The sequence below is a fragment of the Roseivirga misakiensis genome (assembly GCF_001747105.1).
Taxonomy (GTDB): Bacteria; Bacteroidota; Bacteroidia; order Cytophagales; family Cyclobacteriaceae; genus Roseivirga; species Roseivirga misakiensis.
Genome location: NZ_MDGQ01000003.1, coordinates 1,062,136 through 1,082,667, shown reverse-complemented (window position 1 = coordinate 1,082,667; position 20,532 = coordinate 1,062,136). Strand labels below are relative to the sequence as shown.

Here is a 20,532-nt window from a genome sequence, read left to right as displayed (position 1 = left end):
AAAGAACAAAACCTACTCATACCGCAGTGAATCTACAGGGTTTTTTCGGGCCGTTTTGATGACCAAACTGCTTACTAATACAAAAGTCAGTAGCAAAGCACCAACACAGCCTAAGGCCATAATGCCCACGTCTAGTGCTGTTTGATACTCAAAGTTTTGAAGCCATTGGCTAATGATGTAGTATGAAAGTGGCGCAGCAATAAGCGTGGCGATGATGATTAGCTTAAGCGTACTAGAAAATATCAGCGTAACGATTTTAACCGTCATGGCGCCGAGCACTTTACGGATTCCTATTTCCTTTTTGCGTTGGCTGATATTGAAAGAAGTCAATCCCGTTAAACCGATCAGTGAAATGGCGATACATAAAACAGTCATCGCGCCGATCAATTTGCTTTGAGTTTTGTCGGCTTCATAGAGGGTATTCATTCGATCATTCAGAAAGCTGTATTCAAGCGGATAGTTTGGCAAAGCTTGATCCCAGTTTTCTCTAACCGCTGCTAATGCCTCATCTACCCTATTTTGATTGAAACGAACAATTAAATGTCTACCAGGTTGAGGGTTGAAAACGTAAACTAAGGGTTCAATTGGATTATGTAATGAGAAGTGATTGAAATCTCTCATAACCCCAATAACCTGCCCGGGAACTTCTTGATGAAAGAAACCGAGGTTTTTGCCAACTGGATCATCCCAACCTAACAGTTCAGCAGCTTTTTCATTGATCACGAAATATTGGTTACCACGCGTTTCTTTTCCGCTATATGATCGGCCTGTGACCAACGGGATTTCAAAAGTTTCCAAGTAGTCTTCGTCACCGTGTATGAACTTGAATTCTTGCTGTACTTGTTGCCCATCTCTTTCTACATTAAAGACGATTTGACCAATGTCTGTGCCCGCCACAAAATTTGAGGAAGTCACTTTTTCAATCGCAGTATTGGACTCCAAAGCATCTTTTAATACTTGGTACTTTGATTGAGCAATAGAGTCAGAAGTATTGATTAGTAAGATCTGATCTTTTGAAAATCCCATGTCTTTAGTCTGAAGAAAGTCAATTTGGTCTTTCATCAGCATTGTACTCAATAAAACACTGATCGAAATAACGAATTGAAAAAGCACTAAGCCTTGTCTGAAAAAATTACTGGATTTATTGGCTGTCCAGCTACCTTTCAAAGCACCGATCGTGTTGATTTTGGAAAGGTAAAAGGCTGGGTATAAACCCGAAATTAGCCCTGTAATCGTAACAATTACTAGTGAAGTGAGAAGGAGTACTGGGTTTTCGAAAAGTGTGAAGTCAAAAGAAACGCCTATCCAAGATTGTAACGGAGTTTGCGCGATCATACCCCAAACCACAAAAATCGATAGTATATACGCTATGAATACCTGAACCAGAGATTCTGCGAGGATTGTGGCTTTTAGCCTACTGACATTGGTGCCGAGTACTTTTCTTATAGCGATTTCTTTAGCCCGAGAACCAGCTCGAGCGGTAGAGAGGTTTATGTAGTTTATGCAGGCCAAAAGAAGTATCGCAAAACCCACAATAGAGAAGATGATCAGGTTAGTGGGGTTTCCTTTAGCAAAGTCATCATTGATAGCCTCTTTGTCATAATGAATGCTTGGTAGTTGCTGAAGCCTAAGTGTGTGTGAGCCTTCGATTTTATTCCCAAAAGGCATAAAGTACTTATCATTAAAAGGCCCAAACTTAGCTTTGAAGTTTTCTACATCAGTGCCTGGAGTAAAAAGCACATAGTTGGCACAGTTTGCATTCCAAAGCACTTCAGAATCAAAAACACCGTCGCGCGTTGCCCATTCCCTGCCACTAGCTCCAGAAATTAGGACTTCGAAGGTAAAGTGTGTGTTTTTTGGGAGGTCTTCAAAAACGCCAGTGACAATCATATCATTGCCATCTATCTTAACGGTTTTGTCGAGTGCACTTTCTTGGCCGAAGAGTTTTTCCGAGACAGTTTTGGAGATAATCGCACTGCGGGTATTTGATAGGGCGGTCTCTTGGTTTCCACTCAAAAGATTGACGTTGAAAATGTCGAAAACAGCAGGGTCAGTGTAAAACATTTCTGGTTGCTGCAACAACTGATTGTTGTAGAAAATTTCGGATACTTGTAGGGGTAGAAACCTGGCGAAAGCCTCAATTTCTGGAAACTCTTCTTTGAGCATCGGGCTGAGTTCTGATGCAGAATAGGCAGTATTGAACTCTACTCCGGGGGCTGAAAACACATGGCTCACTCGATATACACGCTCGTGATTTGGGTGATGCAAATCAAATGTAAGTTCGTTTTGAAGGAAAAGGACCAGCCAAATACTAGCAGATAAACCGAAAGTTAAACCGACGATATTCAACAAACTGAAGAATCTGTTTTTCCATAAAACGCGGAAGGCATACTTAATCATGTGCGTTGAGTTAAATTACAACTAAGAGTTTCGTTAAAGATATAAGAAGTAATTGGCTTATCAAACCACTCCCGAACCTTTGGTTTCCGAATTGTTAAGCAAGCTTAACGGTTAATTAAGGTTAAAATAACCTAAAGAGTGAAACATTTCTGCCAGATTTGCATTGTATATATAGAGAATGAACACATGCAATTGGTATGATTATTGAAAGTGCAATCATAAATAATTATCAGAATTACAGTTAGTAATTCTCTTCATATAGTTAGTAGTTTATTTGTTTAGTAACCCGAGGAGTAGTTAACCTCGGGTTTTTTTATGTTAAAGCTACTTTGTGCTGCGTTATTCCTTGGTAGAAATCATGTATTTCCAGTATTTGTTCGTTCCCCATCTTTCTTCCTGCACGAGAAACAAAGTAAAGTAGCACTGCAATGCCGATCATGATGGGAATGGCCCACAGAATCTGGGACGGTTTACCTAGCATTGTCAACGACATACCATAAATCCCTACAAAGAGTGTAAGCAATCCCAATGCTGCATAAGACATGAAGAAAATAGCCCAAACACTCGGTTTTGGTCCATATAGTCCTCGTACTTCAAGTAATTCCTCCCGTTTTTCTTCTATGCTTAAGGTCAATTGAGGCGACCAAAAATGTCTTTTATCAGGGCTAATTTTGATCACACAGTATCGCTGTGAAACCAAGCCACTAAAGCTATCTGTCTGATCGACCATTTTCTGAATCAGCTCTTTATACGCCACTGCGCTCAATTTGAGTTCTTCTTTGAAGCGAGGTCTGATTGTGAGGTTGGACATTGACTGAATTTACCCATTGTTCGAGCAATTCCATAACCGAAAATATAAATCTAGAGGGGTCTATTTCGGTAGTTGATTAAATCCTCTATCAATTCCTATGAGATTGAATTGGGTCAATCAGACACGGACTACTAAAATATATAGGTTTCAGTTTTTATGTATTCTATCTGATTTTTGATGCTCCTTTAGATCGATTTTTATAAAAAAAGCACCCCGAAATACGGGAGTGCTCATTAATCTCCGAAACCTGATTGTAAAAATCCAGCTTCACACGAAGATTTGTAGATACAATTTCTAGTTACTTATTAGTCAGCCATTTTGGTATCCAAACCGATACTTTCCCAGGCTTTCAATTCTGATAATAAGTTTTCGCTATGTTCTTTAATGGCATTAATGGAATCTTCACCTAATTGTAGCCTGAGCGGTGTGTTCTCGGCTGCTAGGGCTTTATCAATTGCAATAGCCGCTTTAGCAGGATCACCCTCCTGCGTTTGGTCCATACCTTGAGCGAATTCACGCGTTCCTCCTACAATTTCTTTATAAGCATCCATTTCTGGCATATGCTTTAGGGCACTGCCGGCAAAGTCAGTTCTGAATGCTCCCGGCTCGACAATCATCACTTTAATCCCAAAGGGAGCCACTTCTTGCGCTAGTGCTTCGGAGGCTCCTTCAAGTGCAAACTTGGAGGCAGAGTAAGGGCCAAAACCTCCAAAAGACATTTGGCCCCCCATACTACTCATATTGACAATAGCACCTGACTTTTGGTCGCGCATGTGTGGGAGAATGGCTTTGGTTACGGCGATCGCTCCAAAGAAATTCGTTTCCATTTGGGCTCGAAGCTCATCCTCAGGTGTTTCTTCAAGTGCCCCTACAGTTCCATATCCTGCATTATTAATAAGGACATCAATTTGGCCAAAGCGTTTCATGCCTTTGTCAACGGCTTCTTCAATTTGAGAATTGTCATTAACATCCATTCGTAGTGCCAGCACCTGTTTTGGCGCTAAACCCTCTAGCTGTGTCAACTTATCTACTCTTCTGGCGGTAACCACCACATTGTAATTTTGGGAGATGGCGTATTCTGCAAATGCTTTTCCAAAACCGGCAGAGGCGCCAGTTATAAACCATACTTTATTCGTTTCTATTTGATTCATTTTCTTAAGTTTTAAAGCTTTCAATTATTGATTTAATGTCTTGTGAAAGAACTCGCTTGCATGATTTGAAGATCGATTGACTTGTTCTTCTTGATCGTAGAAGTCGAAGTGGTTTACTTCCAACCAGATCAATTCTTTTTTACCACTGAGTTGTTCGTAAAAAAGCTTGGCATTATTCGGCAATGCGCTACCATCCGAATGAATGATCATAGCAGGAACATTGATTTCTTTTGCTCTACTGATCGGGTCAAAATCGAGCCAAGTATTCCAGCTCATTACCGAAAATTCATTCTTCCACTCTGGTACACCGCCACCGCGGTTCTTATCCATATAGTATTCCATCGGCCCCACATGAGAAGCTGTTTCGTCTTGATCTGAGTAAGCTGGAATGATTTCATTGACCCCTTTGCTATTGTATACTTCTTTAGCGGCTTCTCCTTTTAATCTCAGTGTTTCTAGAGCTTCTTTTCCACCGTATAGTAACGGTAGTGTTTCATCATTTGGAAGCCAAGCAGCAATAGTAACAAATGCTTCTAGTCTGTCATCTTGGTGTGCCAGATAGGCCATGTTGCCTCCGGCAGTACAAATTCCGAGTCCTCCGACAGACTTAACAAACTCTTGGCCTAACAAATATGAAACTGCTGCTTCAAGATCTTTTAGTTTTAATTCAGGATCTTCATACTGTCTTATTTCCCCTTCACTTTCGCCATAATTTCGGAAGTCAAATGACAGTGCGACAAAACCTTGTTGTGCTAATTTGGCTGCATAGGTATCTGACATTTGCTCTTTAACTGATGTCAGCGATCCAGCTACTACTACTGCGGCGTATTGTTTTTTTGGGCTAAACCCTTCTGGCAGGTGCAGATGTCCTGCAAGGTTCAAGTTGTCGCTTTTGAATTCGATATTATTCATACCTGATTTTAGTGTCTTATTATTCATATGAGTACTTTTTAGATTTTTTACTACTGCCCCAAACAATAGAGTAGAGGCTATCAAAATGAGTGAACTGATATATTTCATGATTTCTTTGTTTTAATTTCTATGACAAAGAACGGGTCAATAACTGGTGCAGAATTGCACTGATTTCCGTAGCTATTGCACGGATTTCGGGGAATACGTAAAAAGGAGAAGTGAAGTGGCTAAGCCTTGCGAAATTCGGCTGGAGAAGTGTTAGTTATCTTCTTAAAAAGCCTGTTAAAGTATGATGGACTAGAGAAGCCTAAGTAATATCCTACCGCTTTCACACTCATATCTGTGGTGAGCAATAGTTTCTGTGCCTCTTCGACCAACACCTGGTTTATATGTTCAATGGGGCTTTGTCCAGTAGATTTTTTGATCGTCTCTGAAAGATGCTTGGAACTTACAGCAAGGTCGTCAGCAAAATTTGAAACGCTTTTATGATCGTTCACTAAACCAGCCCCTACTTCAAGAGCATATGTATTTAATGCCTTCTTAAATCGATCGGGCAAAGAGAGCAAAGCATTTTGTACGCTAGTGTCTTTACTTTCTCTTTCATAAAACCTCAGGCTAAACCCTAAAATTGTGGCTAAATATGACTTTATAATGGCATTGGTATGAATGTCTCTATTCTCATACTCTGCTTTAAGAGATTGAAAAGCCTCTATCATCTTTCCAGCTTCCTCTCTCTTCAGTTTGAAAGCTGGGGTGTAGCGCTGGAAGAAAGGGAAGTCTGGTAATACTTTAAATTGGTCAAGTGCCATGGTATAAAATGACTCCGATAGAGAAACGTAATATCCTTTCCAATTTTTTGGCACTTGCCATTGAATAATCTGGCCGGGTTGAATGAAAAATAAGGTAAAGTTATCCAGGTCAAAGATTTTACCACCTGAACTTACTTTCCCTCCGCCAGATTCAAGGAGTGCAATTTGATAAAACCCATGTCGAAAGGCTGGCATTTCAAGCCTTACTGTAACCATGTTTTCGCTAAAGTCGCGAACATCGAAATCTTCAAATTTGGGCAACGGTATGTTAATGGCCTGATTATAGGCACTAATTGTTTTGTGAAATGGAATGCTAGAAAACATATGCTCGTTACCTTCAAGTTAACCCCTTATGCTATTTACACCTAGCCTATTCAGCCAAATTAGACCTCTAAAACGGTACCAGCATTTTGTGCTTCTTTCTCTTTTTGCATACCGATAGCAATTCCAATAGGCATTCCAATTGGTAAACCAAGTGCGAAAAAGGCAAAGCTACCTAGAGTAAGCCCGAATATTAAGCCCAAAGGAATTCCGAACATGCTCATTCCTAAAACCATCCATAGGTTTTGATAATACCCTTTAGTCGATAGGCCATGTTCTTTAAGCAAAGCCTGTGTTAGACCTGTTTGAAGCTTTGAAATTTGCCCGTATGAAAGTGCATCAGACTTTAGCTCATTGTGGATGGCTGTGGTATGTTGGTTGATGGTGTTGATATCGATCTCCCTTTCTTCTAATTGACGAAATATTTTGATGAGAGTGTCCAGTACTTTTTGGGTAGTACTCTTTTCTTCTTTGGCACTGGCGATCTCCAAATCTTGAATCAAGGTCTGATAATTCATGATGCTAAATTAACGAAGGCATCGGATAAACAGGACTACCTTATGGTTATTCTATGATTTCCAGATGCCTTAATGCTTCTAGGGTAAGGCTTTTCCTGATTTCGGAAAATTCATTCATATCAAACTCAGGTTTTGGCGAAATATTCGTTGCAAAGAAATAGGTCTTATTGGCCTTCTCTACAAAGCCGACAAACCAGCCATTATTAAATCCTTTGTCGATGGACCAACCCGTTTTCCCGCTAAGTTTAAATCGATCGGTTTGAGACATCAACATCATGCGCTTCATAATTCCTTCAGTTCTATCCGCAATTGGTAGCTCACTTTGATAAAGCCTTTTTATGAAGTCTATTTGCGCGATCGGGTTAATCCTTGAGTCACCAATCAGCCAAAAATTATCAATTGTCGTCGAGTCGAAGACGATGTTACCATAGTCAAGTTTATCTAAATAAGAACGCATTCTTTCGGTACCTATTTTCCGAGCGATCTCTTGATAACAGGGTACACAAGAACGCTGGAACGCCTGCTTAAACAGTAAGTCTTCTTCCCACGCTTTCATTGCCCTCGATTCACCATCCCATTTGATTAAAGTGGTATCACTTGCCATTACCCCTGTCTCTAGGGCTATGATGGAGTTGGCAATTTTAAAAGTGGAGGCTGGTAATTGGCCCACACTGGCAAGGGCTTGATTGCTTGTATAATATTTGTCTAATGTTAAATCATACACGACGATGACTCCGTCGAGGAATGCTTCATCTAGACTTTTTTGTAATGTAGGTACTTCTTCCCAAGTCGCACTTTTAGGTATTGACTTTTTATCTGAACATGAAACTAAAAGAATCAGGCTTAGGAAAGTGAGGTAAACTTTCGGCATAAGTGAAAATTAAAAGGCCAGCATAATTTTAGTTAATGCCGACCTATTATGCTATTGAGGAGGTAATTTCCTAGTTGATATTCTCTCGCGTATAAGACTTATTTATAATCTTCCATCCGTCTTTCAGCTTCAAAAGCAGCATGTAATCCGTAAACCTAGTGTTTCCAGAAATTATTTCCACTTTGGCATGTGCAGCATCGTTTACTATGTCTACAGATATGATTTTTCCTTTTCTATCTCTTGCTTGTCCTTCTTTGAAATACCCGATGTAGGTGGCAATAGGAAGGCGTTTTTCTGTCCCATCTGGATTTACAGAATACAAAGCTGCGTTTGGCGTAAAGGCTCTTTTAATTCTCGCAATTTGCCCTTTGGAGGTACCTTCCATGTAGTCGGTCAAAGTGGCCCTAACTGCTTTCAAATCATCTTGAGCGAAGGTTATGCTGTTGGCGAAAAGTAATAGTGCGGCGATTAAAAATGTTTTCTTCATTGTCTTGTTGTTTTTGTGAGTTATGAAGTCACAAATAGCAAATTACACGCATCAGAACAGCCCTTTTAAAGCCAATGGTTCTTCGGATTTATAAACTTGAAGTAAGTTTTCGGAAAGCAGCAGGCGTATGCCCTGTGGCTTTTTTAAAGGAGGTATGAAAGGTAGAAGTAGAATTAAAACCGCAATCAAATCCAATAGCTTCTACAGTGAGGTGTGGAGTTTCTACCAGCATTTTCTTGGCAGCTTCAACGCGATACCCACTTATGAACTGCGAAAAGTTCTGGTTCAACTGATCGTTAATAAAAGAAGAAAACTGATGCGGCGTTTGGCCGACTAATTTAGCCAAGACAGGCATGGTAAGGTTCGGATCTTTGTAGTGTTCTTCATCAAGGAGCACCGCTTTAATCTTATCCTCAAGTTTCCCTTTTTCAACAGTACCCAAGGGTTTGTTCGAGTTGGTTTTTGCTCTTCTTTTGGCGATAACTTGTTTACGCTGTGTTAGGAGTACCCAAGCCAATAGATAAACTAAAAAGGAAAAGGTAAGTGAACCCGTTAAATAGGAAGTGAAGCTTGAGGTGTAATATGCGATCCATATGGCCGATACCCCCAGAACGACACCAATTGTCCATCCATCTTCGTTAAACCTTTGCTTTAGAATAAGTCGTTGGCGTACGATTAAGAAAAGGGAGTAAAGTAGGTATACACCCCAATAATTGTAAATCCCTCGAACAATCTTAGTGCTCCAAAAGGCACGATTTTCACCATAGGATTCGTAGAATATAGCATAACCAGCTAAGAATACCATCGGTACCAAATGCCATAAACTTTTAGGGTCAAAGGTCTTTTCTCCGCTGATCTGTGTTTTGGTAAAGTAGTAGGTCATCGGGCCGATAGCGGCACAACCTAAAAGACCGATTAGTATGTAATTCTCATTTAGTCCGCTATCAAAATAAAAGAATACGGATTTGCCGATTCTAATGACTAGGGCCATGAGCAATAGTCCCAAATAGATATTGGTGTATTCTCTCCCCTTTTTGCTGAACAGAAAGTAACCTGTTAAAAAAAGGCCATTTATAACTCCTATAAGGCTTACTAGAAAGAGGTACTCGCGTGAAATAGCTTTTTGATTTTACTTAAATATAAGAATCCATACGCAATCTTAGGGCTATAGGATATTCGAATCAGCTAAGTTTCGATAGATATACCTTATCAGCCTTCAGAATCAATCATACTGGCTTCGTACAACAAGGCCCTTAGGCGGTCGAAATCAATTTCTTTGGTCGATCTGAAAGTCTTAGTTCTCACGTACTTTCTTTTACCACTGTCCAGATAGCCGTCATCATTTAGTAATAAATGCCCTTTAGCAAATCCGAATTGTACGCCTTCAAATGTACCACCCCAAGGCACCGAACCTGGCCAGATAAAACAGATGGTTTTCTTTGCCCGGAAAAAGGGAACGTTGTAAGAAAGCTTCTCTTTTACCTCAGGGATGCATTCATAGATCAATTGGCGCAAAACCTGAAGAATTTCTAATTCGCTGGACGGAAGAAATGCGAAAAGATCGTCTAAATCTTGAAAATCGACTGGCTGAAATTTATTCATTGAGTACTAACAATTGGCATCATAGGCCTTTTGTATCCACTGCGCTAAGTTAGCGTCCACCTGATCGGCAGCTGTGAGTTTTACACGATGAGTGACCATAGCATTCCAACTTCCCGCAGCTTCAACTGTGCCTTCGGGCGCCACACCTTTTAAATTCAAACCAATATCTACCCTTGTTTTTGTGCTTGGCTGTAGTAAAGCAAACTGCTTTTTAGGTGTTCTTAGACTGATATAGGTATTCTTGTAGGAGAATTCCACATCTCCTTTAACCTCTTTAAATTGGCTTTTTGCCTTTTGAAAGATGTCTACAATGCCGTCTTTTCCTTTGAGCAGCTTCTCATCTGCTTCGTCTCCACTTTCAGCCTTTTTTTCGAGCAATTCTGGTTTTAAATAGAGTTGTGAAATTGTATTGGCAAAGCCATGCGTGACCCCATGTTCACCTTTAAGCAATTTCATAAACTCACCGTGTTTGGCTAAACCCGAGCTTTTCAACACTGCATGCCAGTCATTCAGTGATTTACCTGTTTTTTCAGGCATATTGTTAATCATGGTTTGTAGCATTTCTTCAGGAGTGGCCATAACGAATATTTTTGTGGAGGATGAAAATAACCAAAGCCTTTTAAATCACCATGATTTGAAGCCTTGATCTATTTCCAAGGCGGTTTATGAGGATAAATTCATTTATATTTCACCATGCAAGTGCCTTTTTTGGACTTAAAAGCGATAAATGACCCAATCCGAATGGAGTTGGAGGCGGCCTTTCATGAGTCACTTGATGAATCACACTATTTATTTGGCAAATCAGTCACCGCTTTTGAAAATGCTTTTGCTGACAAAATTGGCGTAGCAAATTGTGTCTCTGTTGGCAACTGTACCGATGCCCTTTTTATTACCTTAAAAATGTTGGGCATTCAGCCTGGCGATGAGGTTATTGTTCCAGCCATGACCTGGATATCTGATGCCTCTGTTGTGAGTCAATTAGGGGCTAAACCAGTGTTTGTAGATGTAGATGAGCATGGATTAATTGATTTAGATCTTATTGAAGGGGCCATTTCACTCAAGACAAAAGCTATTATTCCAGTACATCTCTATGGTCAAATGGTTGCTATGCCAAAGCTGATGAATTTGGCCAACCGCCATGGCTTAAAAGTGATTGAAGACTGCGCACAATCTCATTTTGCGAAGCTACCCTCAGGAATGGCAGGTAGTTTTGGAGATGCTGCTGTTTTTAGCTTTTACCCTTCCAAAAACCTAGGTGCTCTTGGTGATGGAGGCTGTATTTCCGCAAAAGATGATTCACTGGCGTTAGCCTGTAGAAAGTTTGCCAATCATGGAGGAATTGGTAAGGACAGTCATGAATTCATAGGTATAAATAGCCGTATGGATACTATTCAAGCCGCAGTGTTGCTTCGGAAACTAGACCATATCGATGCCTGGACGCTGGCACGAAGGGAATTGGCGGCATATTATCATGAATCATTGAATGGGTTAAGTGAAATAGCATTGCCAAATGCTGAGGCGGGTGAATCGCACGTATTTCACATCTATGAGATTCGTTCACCGCGCCGAAATGATCTCAAAGCTTATTTAGAAGCCAATGGTATTCAGACACAAATTCACTACCCGAAAGCAGTGCCTTTTACCGATGCCTATAAGCAGTTAGAACATCAGCATACAGAATTTCCGAGGGCCTTTCTGCAACAGGAGCAAACTTTATCGCTTCCGTTGTATCCAAGAATGCCGAAAGACCATCAAGATAAGGTTATCGAAGGGATTAAAGCATTCATAAGCATATGAAAAAGAAGAAGATATCTTGGACTAATAGTTTTCTTCATGCTTTTGAAATTGGCTTTGTCTTTTCTATGGCTCTGGCTCATTTTGAGTTAGCGGAGAATTTTCCAGAGCGACTGAATGATAATTTTTGGCAAGATATCCGTGCAATTATTGATTACTGGTTTGGTTGGGTTATTGGGTCAATTTGGATTTACCTATTGGCATTTACCGTAGTTATGGGTGTTATAATTCATGGAATAAAACACCTGTGGAGGCGTGTCTTTGATTTTCCTAAATGAGAAATCGCGACACTAGTTGCCCAATGCCGCGATTCTTAATCTCAAAGTGTATCAGCTAGTTTTATAGATCGTAAACGATACTCAATAGCCAATATCTTTTCTGAATAAAATATTCATAAGTACTAATTAAACTTTCGCTAAATGAATCTCTACGAATTCCTGTGGTATTCAGTAGGTTCATTCCTTCGACTCTGAATTCCCATGGTGACTTGCCTTTTCTGTAGGTCAATTCTACGTCTAGGATTTCAAAGTCACTTTGGATGTCGTTGGCCTTGTTCTGGTAGTTGTTGTATTCATAGTCTACATCTAATCGGAACCCTTTCAAGAACCTCACGTCCATTTTTATGAATGGTTTGTCGTTCTCAAATCGATTTGAAATGTTATTTCCGTCATATCGATTGAAGGTTTTTTCAACCCCAATGTCAATATTAAGTTTCTTAAAGAAAGTAGTCGAAAGCCCTGTAGTATACGTTTGCTGGAACGATACATTTTCGTTTAAGATATCACCGATGAAGTTGTTACTGATACTTCTCGATACTCGGCCACTGAAGTTAATACTGAAACTATCGAAACGCTTATCTGCATTAATATTCCCCGACATCGTCTCATTCGCTACATCAATGTTGATTGGTGTATTTACCCTTTCAAGTCCATTGAATTGAATAATATTAGACACATCATCGAATCGCTTAGAGTAGTTTAGTCCACCATAGAGATTGAAGAAACTGTACATGCTAAAGTTCGAGTAGTTCATCGATAGATTATGGTAAAAGCTGTTCTTCAATATCGGATTTCCACCAAATAGGGAGTTGTAGCTTCTAACGATTAATCCCCTGGCTAAATTCTGAATGTCAGTAAACTCTGCCCTTGGATTGTAATTGAAACTTAGTGAATGTGAAGAACTGAATTTGTAACGAGCGGACACTGACGGTAATAATAACGTTTTGTCAAATCGCTCAGTAGTACCTCTTTGCACATTTTCTATTTGATAATAGTGCAAATTTAAGCTCGGTGTGAAAAGGAGTCTTCCAAACTTGGTTTTAAGGGTAACTCCTGCATAATAATCTTGGAATCGGTAATCTACATCGTTGATAAGGTCGGGATTACCCAAATCGAACTCATTATCATTTACTAGCTGTACCAAGTCTGAGGTCATGCTTTGTTCTGTATAAACATTACCAACACTCAAGTTTATGTGATTGGTCTTATTCAGAATTCGATAATAATTCAATATGGCTTCCTGATTGTTTGTCTTAATTACCCTTGACTGAAGAATGTTAAAAGGGTTGTCATCGCTGAGGGTGATTAAGGAAGCAAATGGTCTTTCTGAAGTTGATAGATCGTATAACGGATCTTGAAACTTGTACTCATAAGAGGCTTCCAATGACAATACGTTCTTATCATCCGCGGCATAGAAAGCACTCAACTGATTTTGAATAGACCAAGGTTGCTGTGCAGTCACTCCACCAATCGCATTATTTATCCCTCCGAATTCTGAATTTTGAGTAGTAATGTTTTCAGAATCAGAAATTCTCACCAAAGCATCATAGCCCACCTGTAACAATGGATTAGGCGTATACTTTGTATTGAACTTGAATAAGCCTGCATTTGATCTTGTATTGGTAGCCGAAGTCAGGATTTCCTGATTATCTCCAGTTTGTAAGATGTAGTTTCGTCGGGAAACTGAACCTAGGGTATTATTTACCTTCGAGCCAATAGCAAAGCCACTGATGTTCCAACTTTTAGAAGGGGTAGAGTTAAAATTGAAGGCAAGTGTTTCATTTTTCAGTTCCTGAGCATTATTTCTTTCAGCCACTGGAAACCCAAGATTGTTAGAGCTTAGCCTTAGACCTGAACCTGATCTACCAGCAAATCCTCCTAAACCACCTGAGAATCTAAAATAGTCGCTCATGGTAAAGGTAAGTTTACCCACATTATTGGCCCCTCCTATAAAGTTTAGACTAGTTTTTGGGCTATAATAAAAGGCGTTTGCATGCCCTAAATACCTGTTTTCAGGTCCAGCCCCTGCGGTAAGATCACCAAAAAGAATGTTCTTTTTGTCTTCCTTTAGCATAATGTTCAAAGCCATTGCTTCGCTTTGGTTCACGCTACTGAGGGGTGCCACGTCATTGAAGTTTTTCAATAGCTGAACTTTGTCTACAACATTGGCAGGTAGGTTTTTGGTCATGAGTTTTGTGTCACCACCAAAGGCTTCTTTTCCATCCACCATCAGTTTGTTGATCGTCTGACCTTCTACTTTGACTTGTCCGTCTTCGTTGACCTCGAAGCCGGGTAGTTCATTCAATACATCCCCTAGTTTTCGCTCATTTCCCTTGGTAAATACGTCCGCCTTGTATGTGATTGTATCACCTTGGATTAAGACAGGCATTTCAGTGACTACTTCCACATCACCTAGTTGTTTTGAGTTTTCTCTTAGGGCTATTGACAATGGAGCACTCGTGTTATCATAGGCTTTTATCATTGATTCAACAGGTAAGAATCCGATAAAGCTGATTTTGATTTTATAAGCTTTACCTTCTTGAAGCGTAAGTCGGAAGTTGCCTCTAGGATCAGTCACACCAAAGGCAGCAATGCTGTTTTTGACCGTATCCATCGCCAGTATATTGGCAAACTGTAAGGGCACGCCCAAGGTATCTGTGATTTGCCCTATGTAAGGTACTTTCTTTTGAGCCTGTGCTTGAAAAGAGAAGCAGAAAAGCGAAACAATGGTGATGAGAATAAACTTTTTCATGAGTTTTTGACCTTTAGTTTAAATTATTGTCCTCCACCTATTCGAATGACACGACTTGCACCTCCGCCGCTATATTTCTCTGACATCTCTTTCATTTTCTCCTGCACAATTTCCTTGTATTCATCTCTAGTTACCTTTTTACCCTTTTTTGGCTTTTTGATTTCTACACCTTCTTCTGGGTTAAGGACAACTTTGGTACAAAGGAAAGTTCTAGATCCATCGTTGAGCTCTAGAATAAGCCCTGGAAGTCCCCAGTAGGCATCAGGTCCGTGAGCCACTGGAATTTCAGATGTAAACCAAGCTTCTACTCTGATGGTATCAGTATAGGTCTTAGTTTCGCCCGAGTTATCTTCGCCATCACCATCATCGAAACTGGTGAAAGACATTTGACTTCTTTCGACAGTTCGTTCAAATACAGCCTTCTGAGCTGTATAGCCACCGATTTCTTTGGTTTCGTCAGTAAGCACCCATTCTTTTCTGCTTGCTTCGTCTTGAATTAAGAATGGTTTTCCAAAGAGGTTTGTCTCTTCTAAATATTTGTTTTCCGCCGTATTTCTATACTTCAGAGATTCTTGACCTGTTCCAACAGACATCACAATAGCGGTAGTACCACCAGCACCAGCAGGGGCATTTCCTAAACTTGCATCTTCTTGCCAACTAGATTCACTCAAATTGAATTTCAGTGTGTATTCTTTCTGACCTTGTTTTTTAAGGGCACTTTCTAATTTCTCCTGCATATCTGGAGTAATGCCTTCACCCTTAAAGGATATCGACCTGCCTTTGGTTGCACTTTGGTAAGTGGCATAACCTTGGAAGTTTTGTGCATTCAATGAAACCATACCAATGGCCATGAGTGCAATAGTGAGTAAAAACTGATTTTTTAACTTTTTCATTTTTTGAACATTTTGAGATTTTACAAATGAATAAAAGGTAGACTTTACTTTGAGTTAACCAGTGTTAACGTGTGTTAAGCATCGAAAATCACTGTTTAAATCGTTTAAAGGCTGTTTCCTGATAGAAGATGCCTTTGCTCAGGGTCTGACATTTTTTATTGGCCCCCACTAAAACCCTTGAGGAATAAGTCTCTTTGCTCCTCTTGAATCTTTTTATACTCTTCTCGACTTACCTTTTTACCGATGGTTGGTATAGTGATTTTCACTGCCTCTTCTGGCTCGATATTTACAGTAACACACTCATACTTCATTTTGCCGTCGTCAAGAGTTAAGACCAAGCCAGGAAGCCCCCAGTAGTGATCGGGTCCATGCTTTATCGGTATTTCTTCGGTATACCAAGCCACTACTTCTCTAGCGTCTGATACTATCTCGGATTGCTGTCCTTTTTTGACTACACGCTGCCAAGTTCTAATGGCTGTGGCCTTTTTTGCCAAGTACGGTCCAATCTGTTTTGTCTCATCACTTAGTTGCCATTCTCCAGATGATAACTCACCCTTGACTAAGTAATTACTATTTAGAATTGCGGATTCTTCTATGAAAAGACCTTTGGCTAAGTCACGATATTTTCTTTTCTCGTCAGGGTTTTTCGAGTCTATCCAATTGGCCTCTTCTCCGTTAAAATAGAGTATGAAAGTCTTTTGAGCTCGGGCTTTCATCATAGCTGCTATCTGCTGTTTCATCTCTTCTGACATGCCATCGGTTTTAACTCCAGCTTTGCCATAATCTCGAACCGTATTATAGGTAGCGATTCCTTGAATTTGTTGGCCGAAAGATGCCGAAACTCCTAGAACAAGAAGCCCAAGGAGGAGTATAGATTTAAATAGTGTGCTTTTCATTGACGTGTTATTTATTGGATGTAAATCAAGAAAAGCCCAGTTGCATTTTGAGTTAACCACTGTTAACGTGTGTTAAGCCATTATCCGTACCCCCTGCAAACTCCGTATATTTGAATTGTGAAAGCCTTGAGGTTCAAACGTATTATCTATATGATTTCCGCCACGGTGATAATTACCGTGGGAATTCAGGTGTACCGAAATATTCAGAATTATCAGCTGAATAAAGAGCAATTCATGAATGAGGTACAGCAGGCACTGGATATTAGTGTAGAGGCTTACTATGCCAATCAAGTAAAAGGAGAAATCATTGTTTTGAACTCATTTGGGGATAAAGGATCAAGTTTTATTCCAGATGATTCCCCAGTCACTGGTAGTGTTATTGCTTCAAAGAGGCAAACCACGATTTTTGATGGGCTCACTATAACACAGGAAACTAGTAAAAATGGTTTTTCTAGTAAACTGAGGGATTCCTTGCTTTCTATTGCTTTGAACGATAATCCTACGATTAGAACTACGTTGGAATTAGATTCTATATTAAAGAATACGAATAGATCGGTCGAAAGCGTGAAGTTCAATAGATCTATTAATCTATCTGATTCACTGAACGATCTTAAAGGGTTCACCAATCGACTCTTCTTTGCCTTGACTCAGGACTTGGACTTTGTTAAAATGGACTCTTTCCTTACGCAAGAACTAGGCAGGAAGAACATGAAAATTGATTATGCGCTTTTACATAGTGTGCGTGATTCAGTTAGAAAAAGTAGTGATAAAGAGTATCCTTTATTTACGGTCTCTAAGTCTACTTATTTGCCTGATGGTCAGGAGCTTGAAATGAATTTTGAAAACGCTTCCATGGTCATTCTAAAGCGTGGAGCTGTTGATTTACTGATATCACTGCTTATATCTGCCGTTGTGATTGGTTCACTATTGTATCTATATCGTGTAATCGCGGAGCAGAAAGAACTCGCAGATATCAAGAATGACTTGATTAGCAATATTACGCACGAATTTAAAACACCGATCGCTACCGTTTCCACTGCTATTGAGGCTATTTCTAATTTCAACGAAACGAACGATAGGGAGAAAACGGCCAAGTACTTAGACATTTCAAATAACCAGCTACAAAAGCTAAACGGTATGGTTGAAAAGCTTTTGGAAACAGCATCGCTGGATTCTGATGATCTTGATTTGAATTTGGAGACTGTGGAGGTGGTAAAATTCACTCAACAGATTTTCGAAAGTTTTCAAGTGACAAAAGGGGATAAAAAGCTCCTTTTCCAAACGGAGGTTGCCACCTTAATGAAAGAAGTAGACCCTTTCCATTTAGAAAATGCGCTCTCCAATTTGGTGGATAATGCGATTAAATATGGTGGTGACGAAATTACGTTAAGGCTAAGTCAAGTCGGCGAACAGGTGGTTTGGCATGTTACTGATACAGGCAATAGCTTAGATGACGTGCAACAAAAACGAATTTTCGATCAGTTTTATCGCGTTCCGAAAGGGAATGTCCACGACGTGAAAGGGTTCGGTATCGGACTTTACTATACCAAAAAGATCGTTGAAAAACACGGTGGCACTATCTCTTTAAAGGTGGCTTCAGATACCCAGTTTACAATTTCCATTTAACATGTCAGAACAAACAACTATCCTATTGGCTGAAGATGAAGTGGCCCTCGGCACTATTGTAAAAGAGAGCTTAGAAACGCGTGGTTTCGAAGTTATTTATGCCGAAGATGGCGACATGGCCATGAAGCTTTATGAATCTAAAAAGCCAGAACTTTTGGTGTTGGACGTAATGATGCCCAAAAAAGATGGTTTTACGTTGGTGAAGGAAATTCGAAAAATGAACGACCGGATTCCAATCATCTTTCTAACTGCTAAATCTAGAACAGAAGATGTAGTGGAGGGTTTTGGCTATGGTGCAAATGATTACCTAAAAAAGCCTTTTAGTATGGAAGAACTAATTGTGCGGATTAAGGCACTTTTGGATCGTAAACAAGGGTCATCGGCATCGGAAACTGTGAATATTGGTAAATATGCGTTCAATTTCTCGAAGCAGTTGCTCTCTTATGAGGGTAGCGAAATTATGTTAACACATCGTGAGGCTCAATTGCTAAACGAATTGTATCGACATAAAAACGAATTAACCGAACGCACACTTATCCTGAATACACTCTGGGGAAACGATGATTTTTTCAGTGCCCGAAGTATGGATGTATTTATTACCAAGCTTAGAAAGAAGCTTACTCTTGATGAAGAAATTCAAATTATGAATGTGCGCGGGTTTGGCTACAAGCTCGTCTGTTAATGACTAACCTTTCCCGAGTTGTGCTTAACTTTGATCATGCACAATTTCCAAGCGCGTAAACCTAAAAAGCCGCTCGATTTAAAAACCGCTAAACTAAAGGCGGCGGATTTCTGTGCTTATCAAGAACGTTCTCAACAAGAAGTACGCGACAAACTGTATGCCTATGGCTTGCACGAAGCTGAGGTAGAAGATATCATTGTGGATCTTATTGTAGACGGTTTTATCAATGAAGAACGCTTCGCGAAGGCCTATGCGGGGGGTAAATTTCGCGTAAAAGGCTGGGGCCGAAGAAAAATAATGCAGGGCCTAAAGCAACACCGAATTTCTGAATACTGCATAAACAAGGGCTTAGCTGAAATTGATGCGTCGGACTACTACAATACTTTACTGAAGCATGCCGAGAAGAAATTACCCTCAGTTAAAGGCGACTCTGACTATATAGTAAAAGGGAAGCTTATGCAGTTTCTAGTCACCAAAGGATTTGAAATGGACCTTATTCGTGATGCCGTCGAAGAGGCTTTTTTAAATCAAGGCCATTAAGCCCGTTTGAAAACTAGCCCACGCTGCCATAGGAAACCGTACCTAATGGCAAATAAAATTACCAATGGAATCATCGCCGTGTTAAAAACCTGAATTTTGGCGAACCAAATCATAGTCATGGCCATCAAAAGGATAAAGAGAAAACGAACATAAACCCGTACCCATTTTGGCGGCTGTCGCTTAAGTATGTAAAATGCGACAACAGCATTTGGAGCGAACGCCCAGAGGATATTTAAATTTTTGACTGCTGTAGCATGGCCAGTTCCAAACCATAAGAACAAAAGAAAAGCACCCAATAGACCGGTGATCAACATCAAGGTGAAATCGAAATAGCGGTATCGGACGTTCCTTTGGTATTCTCTATAAGTGATAAAAACGAGTATCAGGGCTACAATGGACAAGACCAAAGTAGGAGAAACGGATGACACTTTTCTTTCATAATAATCAGACTCGAAGAGTTTTGTCTTGCGTTTCACGGCTTTCACAGGAGCGCTTCCTCGCCGAATGATGGCATTATCATAAGCCGCCAATACGTAGTCTGGTAAGTACATATATTCTTCCGGTGTCGCCTCTTTATCCAAAATGGCGCCCAAGGCCACGTCTATTCCGAAATCTACCCAAGGGTGGTTGAAAGAGTTTTCATCTACTAGGGTTCTAAGCGTATTTCTTTCTGTTAAGTGATCATTGTTGTAAACGATGGCCGAACCGAGTACATCTTTCACAATGTCTCGCATTCTGGTGGCACAATTATCAAAGAATGGATCGTATCGATAGGACTTGTTTTGAGGCAGTGCATTAGTTTCGAGGGCGTCGAATATGGCTTGTTTTTCTTCTAGGGTTAAGTTTAGAACTTGCTCGGTAATCCAGCGATTTTCAGCTACATAACTATTGTAAAAATTGGGAAACGGTCGTTTCGCTAATTCATATTGAGCAATCCCCATGGTGAATTTCCCTACAAAATTTCCCTCAGAGAAGTTATAGGTACCGTAATTATAGGCATCGTTGATCCCTAAGGTTGGGTCTACTACTCTAAATGCACTATGACCGAAACAGTCGTATAAATTAGCACCAGGGCCAATTGTTATGATACTAATTTCGGACTTGTCAGAAAGTGTAGGGAACTGAGCCTCAGCTTGAAGCGAGAAAAGCAGTGCAAGAGAAAAAATTAAGTACTTCACGGGTTAAAGCT

At 40.1% G+C, this 20,532-nt stretch carries 20 protein-coding genes; 5 read left to right on the top strand and 15 right to left on the bottom strand.

All coding sequences use genetic code 11. The features are described 5' to 3' along the window. Nucleotides 1-12 precede the first annotated feature (12 nt). From BFP71_RS05000 to BFP71_RS04950, 11 genes are all read right to left on the bottom strand, one after another. Nucleotides 13-2,400: an ABC transporter permease gene (locus BFP71_RS05000; protein ID WP_069834329.1), complete on the bottom strand. Its 2,388-nt coding sequence runs from the start codon at nt 2,398-2,400 to the stop codon at nt 13-15. A gap of 313 nt (nt 2,401-2,713) precedes the next feature. Then, the gene (locus tag BFP71_RS04995; RefSeq protein ID WP_069834328.1) at nt 2,714-3,211 is read right to left on the bottom strand and encodes a hypothetical protein; all 498 of its coding nucleotides are present in this window, start codon (nt 3,209-3,211) and stop codon (nt 2,714-2,716) included. A gap of 305 nt (nt 3,212-3,516) precedes the next feature. Then, complete coding sequence (locus BFP71_RS04990) at nt 3,517-4,362, bottom strand: oxidoreductase (protein ID WP_069834576.1); 846 nt, start codon at nt 4,360-4,362, stop codon at nt 3,517-3,519. A gap of 24 nt (nt 4,363-4,386) precedes the next feature. Beyond that, entirely contained in the window at nt 4,387-5,301 is a 915-nt protein-coding gene (locus BFP71_RS04985; RefSeq protein WP_176723323.1) for an alpha/beta hydrolase, read from the bottom strand. Nucleotides 5,302-5,501: 200 nt separating this feature from the next. Beyond that, nucleotides 5,502-6,407 carry a helix-turn-helix domain-containing protein gene (locus tag BFP71_RS04980; RefSeq protein ID WP_069834327.1) on the bottom strand — a complete coding sequence of 302 codons (906 nt, stop codon included), beginning with the start codon at nt 6,405-6,407 and terminating at the stop codon, nt 5,502-5,504. A 59-nt stretch (nt 6,408-6,466) separates the two neighbouring features. Next, nucleotides 6,467-6,922 carry a hypothetical protein gene (locus tag BFP71_RS04975; RefSeq protein WP_069834326.1) on the bottom strand — a complete coding sequence of 152 codons (456 nt, stop codon included), beginning with the start codon at nt 6,920-6,922 and terminating at the stop codon, nt 6,467-6,469. Between the two features lie 46 nt (nt 6,923-6,968). After that, a complete protein-coding gene (blaOXA, locus tag BFP71_RS04970) occupies nt 6,969-7,793 on the bottom strand; it encodes a class D beta-lactamase (RefSeq protein WP_069834325.1) in 825 nt (274 codons plus the stop codon). A gap of 70 nt (nt 7,794-7,863) precedes the next feature. Then, the gene (locus BFP71_RS04965; RefSeq protein WP_069834324.1) at nt 7,864-8,280 is read right to left on the bottom strand and encodes a nuclear transport factor 2 family protein; all 417 of its coding nucleotides are present in this window, start codon (nt 8,278-8,280) and stop codon (nt 7,864-7,866) included. Nucleotides 8,281-8,368: 88 nt separating this feature from the next. Continuing rightward, nucleotides 8,369-9,271: a helix-turn-helix domain-containing protein gene (locus BFP71_RS04960; RefSeq protein WP_069834323.1), complete on the bottom strand. Its 903-nt coding sequence runs from the start codon at nt 9,269-9,271 to the stop codon at nt 8,369-8,371. A gap of 218 nt (nt 9,272-9,489) precedes the next feature. Continuing rightward, entirely contained in the window at nt 9,490-9,882 is a 393-nt protein-coding gene (locus BFP71_RS04955) for a DUF1801 domain-containing protein (RefSeq protein WP_069834322.1), read from the bottom strand. Nucleotides 9,883-9,888: 6 nt separating this feature from the next. Beyond that, on the bottom strand, nt 9,889-10,461 hold the full coding sequence (locus tag BFP71_RS04950; protein ID WP_069834321.1) for a DUF4287 domain-containing protein: 573 nt from the start codon (nt 10,459-10,461) through the stop codon (nt 9,889-9,891). Nucleotides 10,462-10,575: 114 nt separating this feature from the next. Here BFP71_RS04950 and BFP71_RS04945 point away from each other — a divergent pair, with 114 nt between their 5' ends. Both BFP71_RS04945 and BFP71_RS04940 read left to right on the top strand, forming a co-directional pair. After that, a complete protein-coding gene (locus BFP71_RS04945) occupies nt 10,576-11,679 on the top strand; it encodes a DegT/DnrJ/EryC1/StrS family aminotransferase (RefSeq protein ID WP_069834320.1) in 1,104 nt (367 codons plus the stop codon). Then, nucleotides 11,676-11,954, top strand: a complete 279-nt coding sequence (locus BFP71_RS04940; RefSeq protein ID WP_069834319.1) for a hypothetical protein — start codon at nt 11,676-11,678, stop codon at nt 11,952-11,954. Before BFP71_RS04945 ends, BFP71_RS04940 begins: the two co-directional genes overlap by 4 nt. 61 nt (nt 11,955-12,015) lie before the next feature. On the opposite strand, the gene BFP71_RS04935 is transcribed toward BFP71_RS04940, so the two are convergent. The 3 genes from BFP71_RS04935 to BFP71_RS04925 all read right to left on the bottom strand — a co-directional run bounded on the left by BFP71_RS04935 (nt 12,016) and on the right by BFP71_RS04925 (nt 16,495). Further along, nucleotides 12,016-14,706 carry an outer membrane beta-barrel protein gene (locus BFP71_RS04935; RefSeq protein ID WP_069834318.1) on the bottom strand — a complete coding sequence of 897 codons (2,691 nt, stop codon included), beginning with the start codon at nt 14,704-14,706 and terminating at the stop codon, nt 12,016-12,018. 23 nt (nt 14,707-14,729) lie between these two features. Then, a complete protein-coding gene (locus BFP71_RS04930) occupies nt 14,730-15,599 on the bottom strand; it encodes a GLPGLI family protein (RefSeq protein ID WP_069834317.1) in 870 nt (289 codons plus the stop codon). A gap of 155 nt (nt 15,600-15,754) precedes the next feature. After that, nucleotides 15,755-16,495 carry a GLPGLI family protein gene (locus BFP71_RS04925; RefSeq protein WP_069834316.1) on the bottom strand — a complete coding sequence of 247 codons (741 nt, stop codon included), beginning with the start codon at nt 16,493-16,495 and terminating at the stop codon, nt 15,755-15,757. A gap of 150 nt (nt 16,496-16,645) precedes the next feature. Here BFP71_RS04925 and BFP71_RS04920 point away from each other — a divergent pair, with 150 nt between their 5' ends. Genes BFP71_RS04920 through BFP71_RS04910 form a run of 3 tightly spaced genes read left to right on the top strand, consistent with a single transcriptional unit; the run spans nt 16,646 to nt 19,343 of the window. After that, complete coding sequence (locus BFP71_RS04920) at nt 16,646-18,121, top strand: sensor histidine kinase (protein ID WP_069834315.1); 1,476 nt, start codon at nt 16,646-16,648, stop codon at nt 18,119-18,121. 1 nt (nt 18,122) lies between these two features. Further along, nucleotides 18,123-18,803, top strand: coding sequence for a response regulator transcription factor (locus tag BFP71_RS04915; RefSeq protein ID WP_069834314.1), 681 nt, complete (start codon nt 18,123-18,125; stop codon nt 18,801-18,803). 36 nt (nt 18,804-18,839) lie between these two features. After that, nucleotides 18,840-19,343, top strand: coding sequence for a regulatory protein RecX (locus BFP71_RS04910; protein ID WP_069834313.1), 504 nt, complete (start codon nt 18,840-18,842; stop codon nt 19,341-19,343). Here the strand turns inward: BFP71_RS04910 and BFP71_RS04905 are convergent. After that, nucleotides 19,340-20,521 (bottom strand): lipoprotein N-acyltransferase Lnb domain-containing protein, encoded by a 1,182-nt coding sequence (locus tag BFP71_RS04905; protein WP_069834312.1) that lies wholly within the window; start codon nt 20,519-20,521, stop codon nt 19,340-19,342. The genes BFP71_RS04910 and BFP71_RS04905 overlap by 4 nt on opposite strands. Nucleotides 20,522-20,532 lie beyond the last annotated feature (11 nt).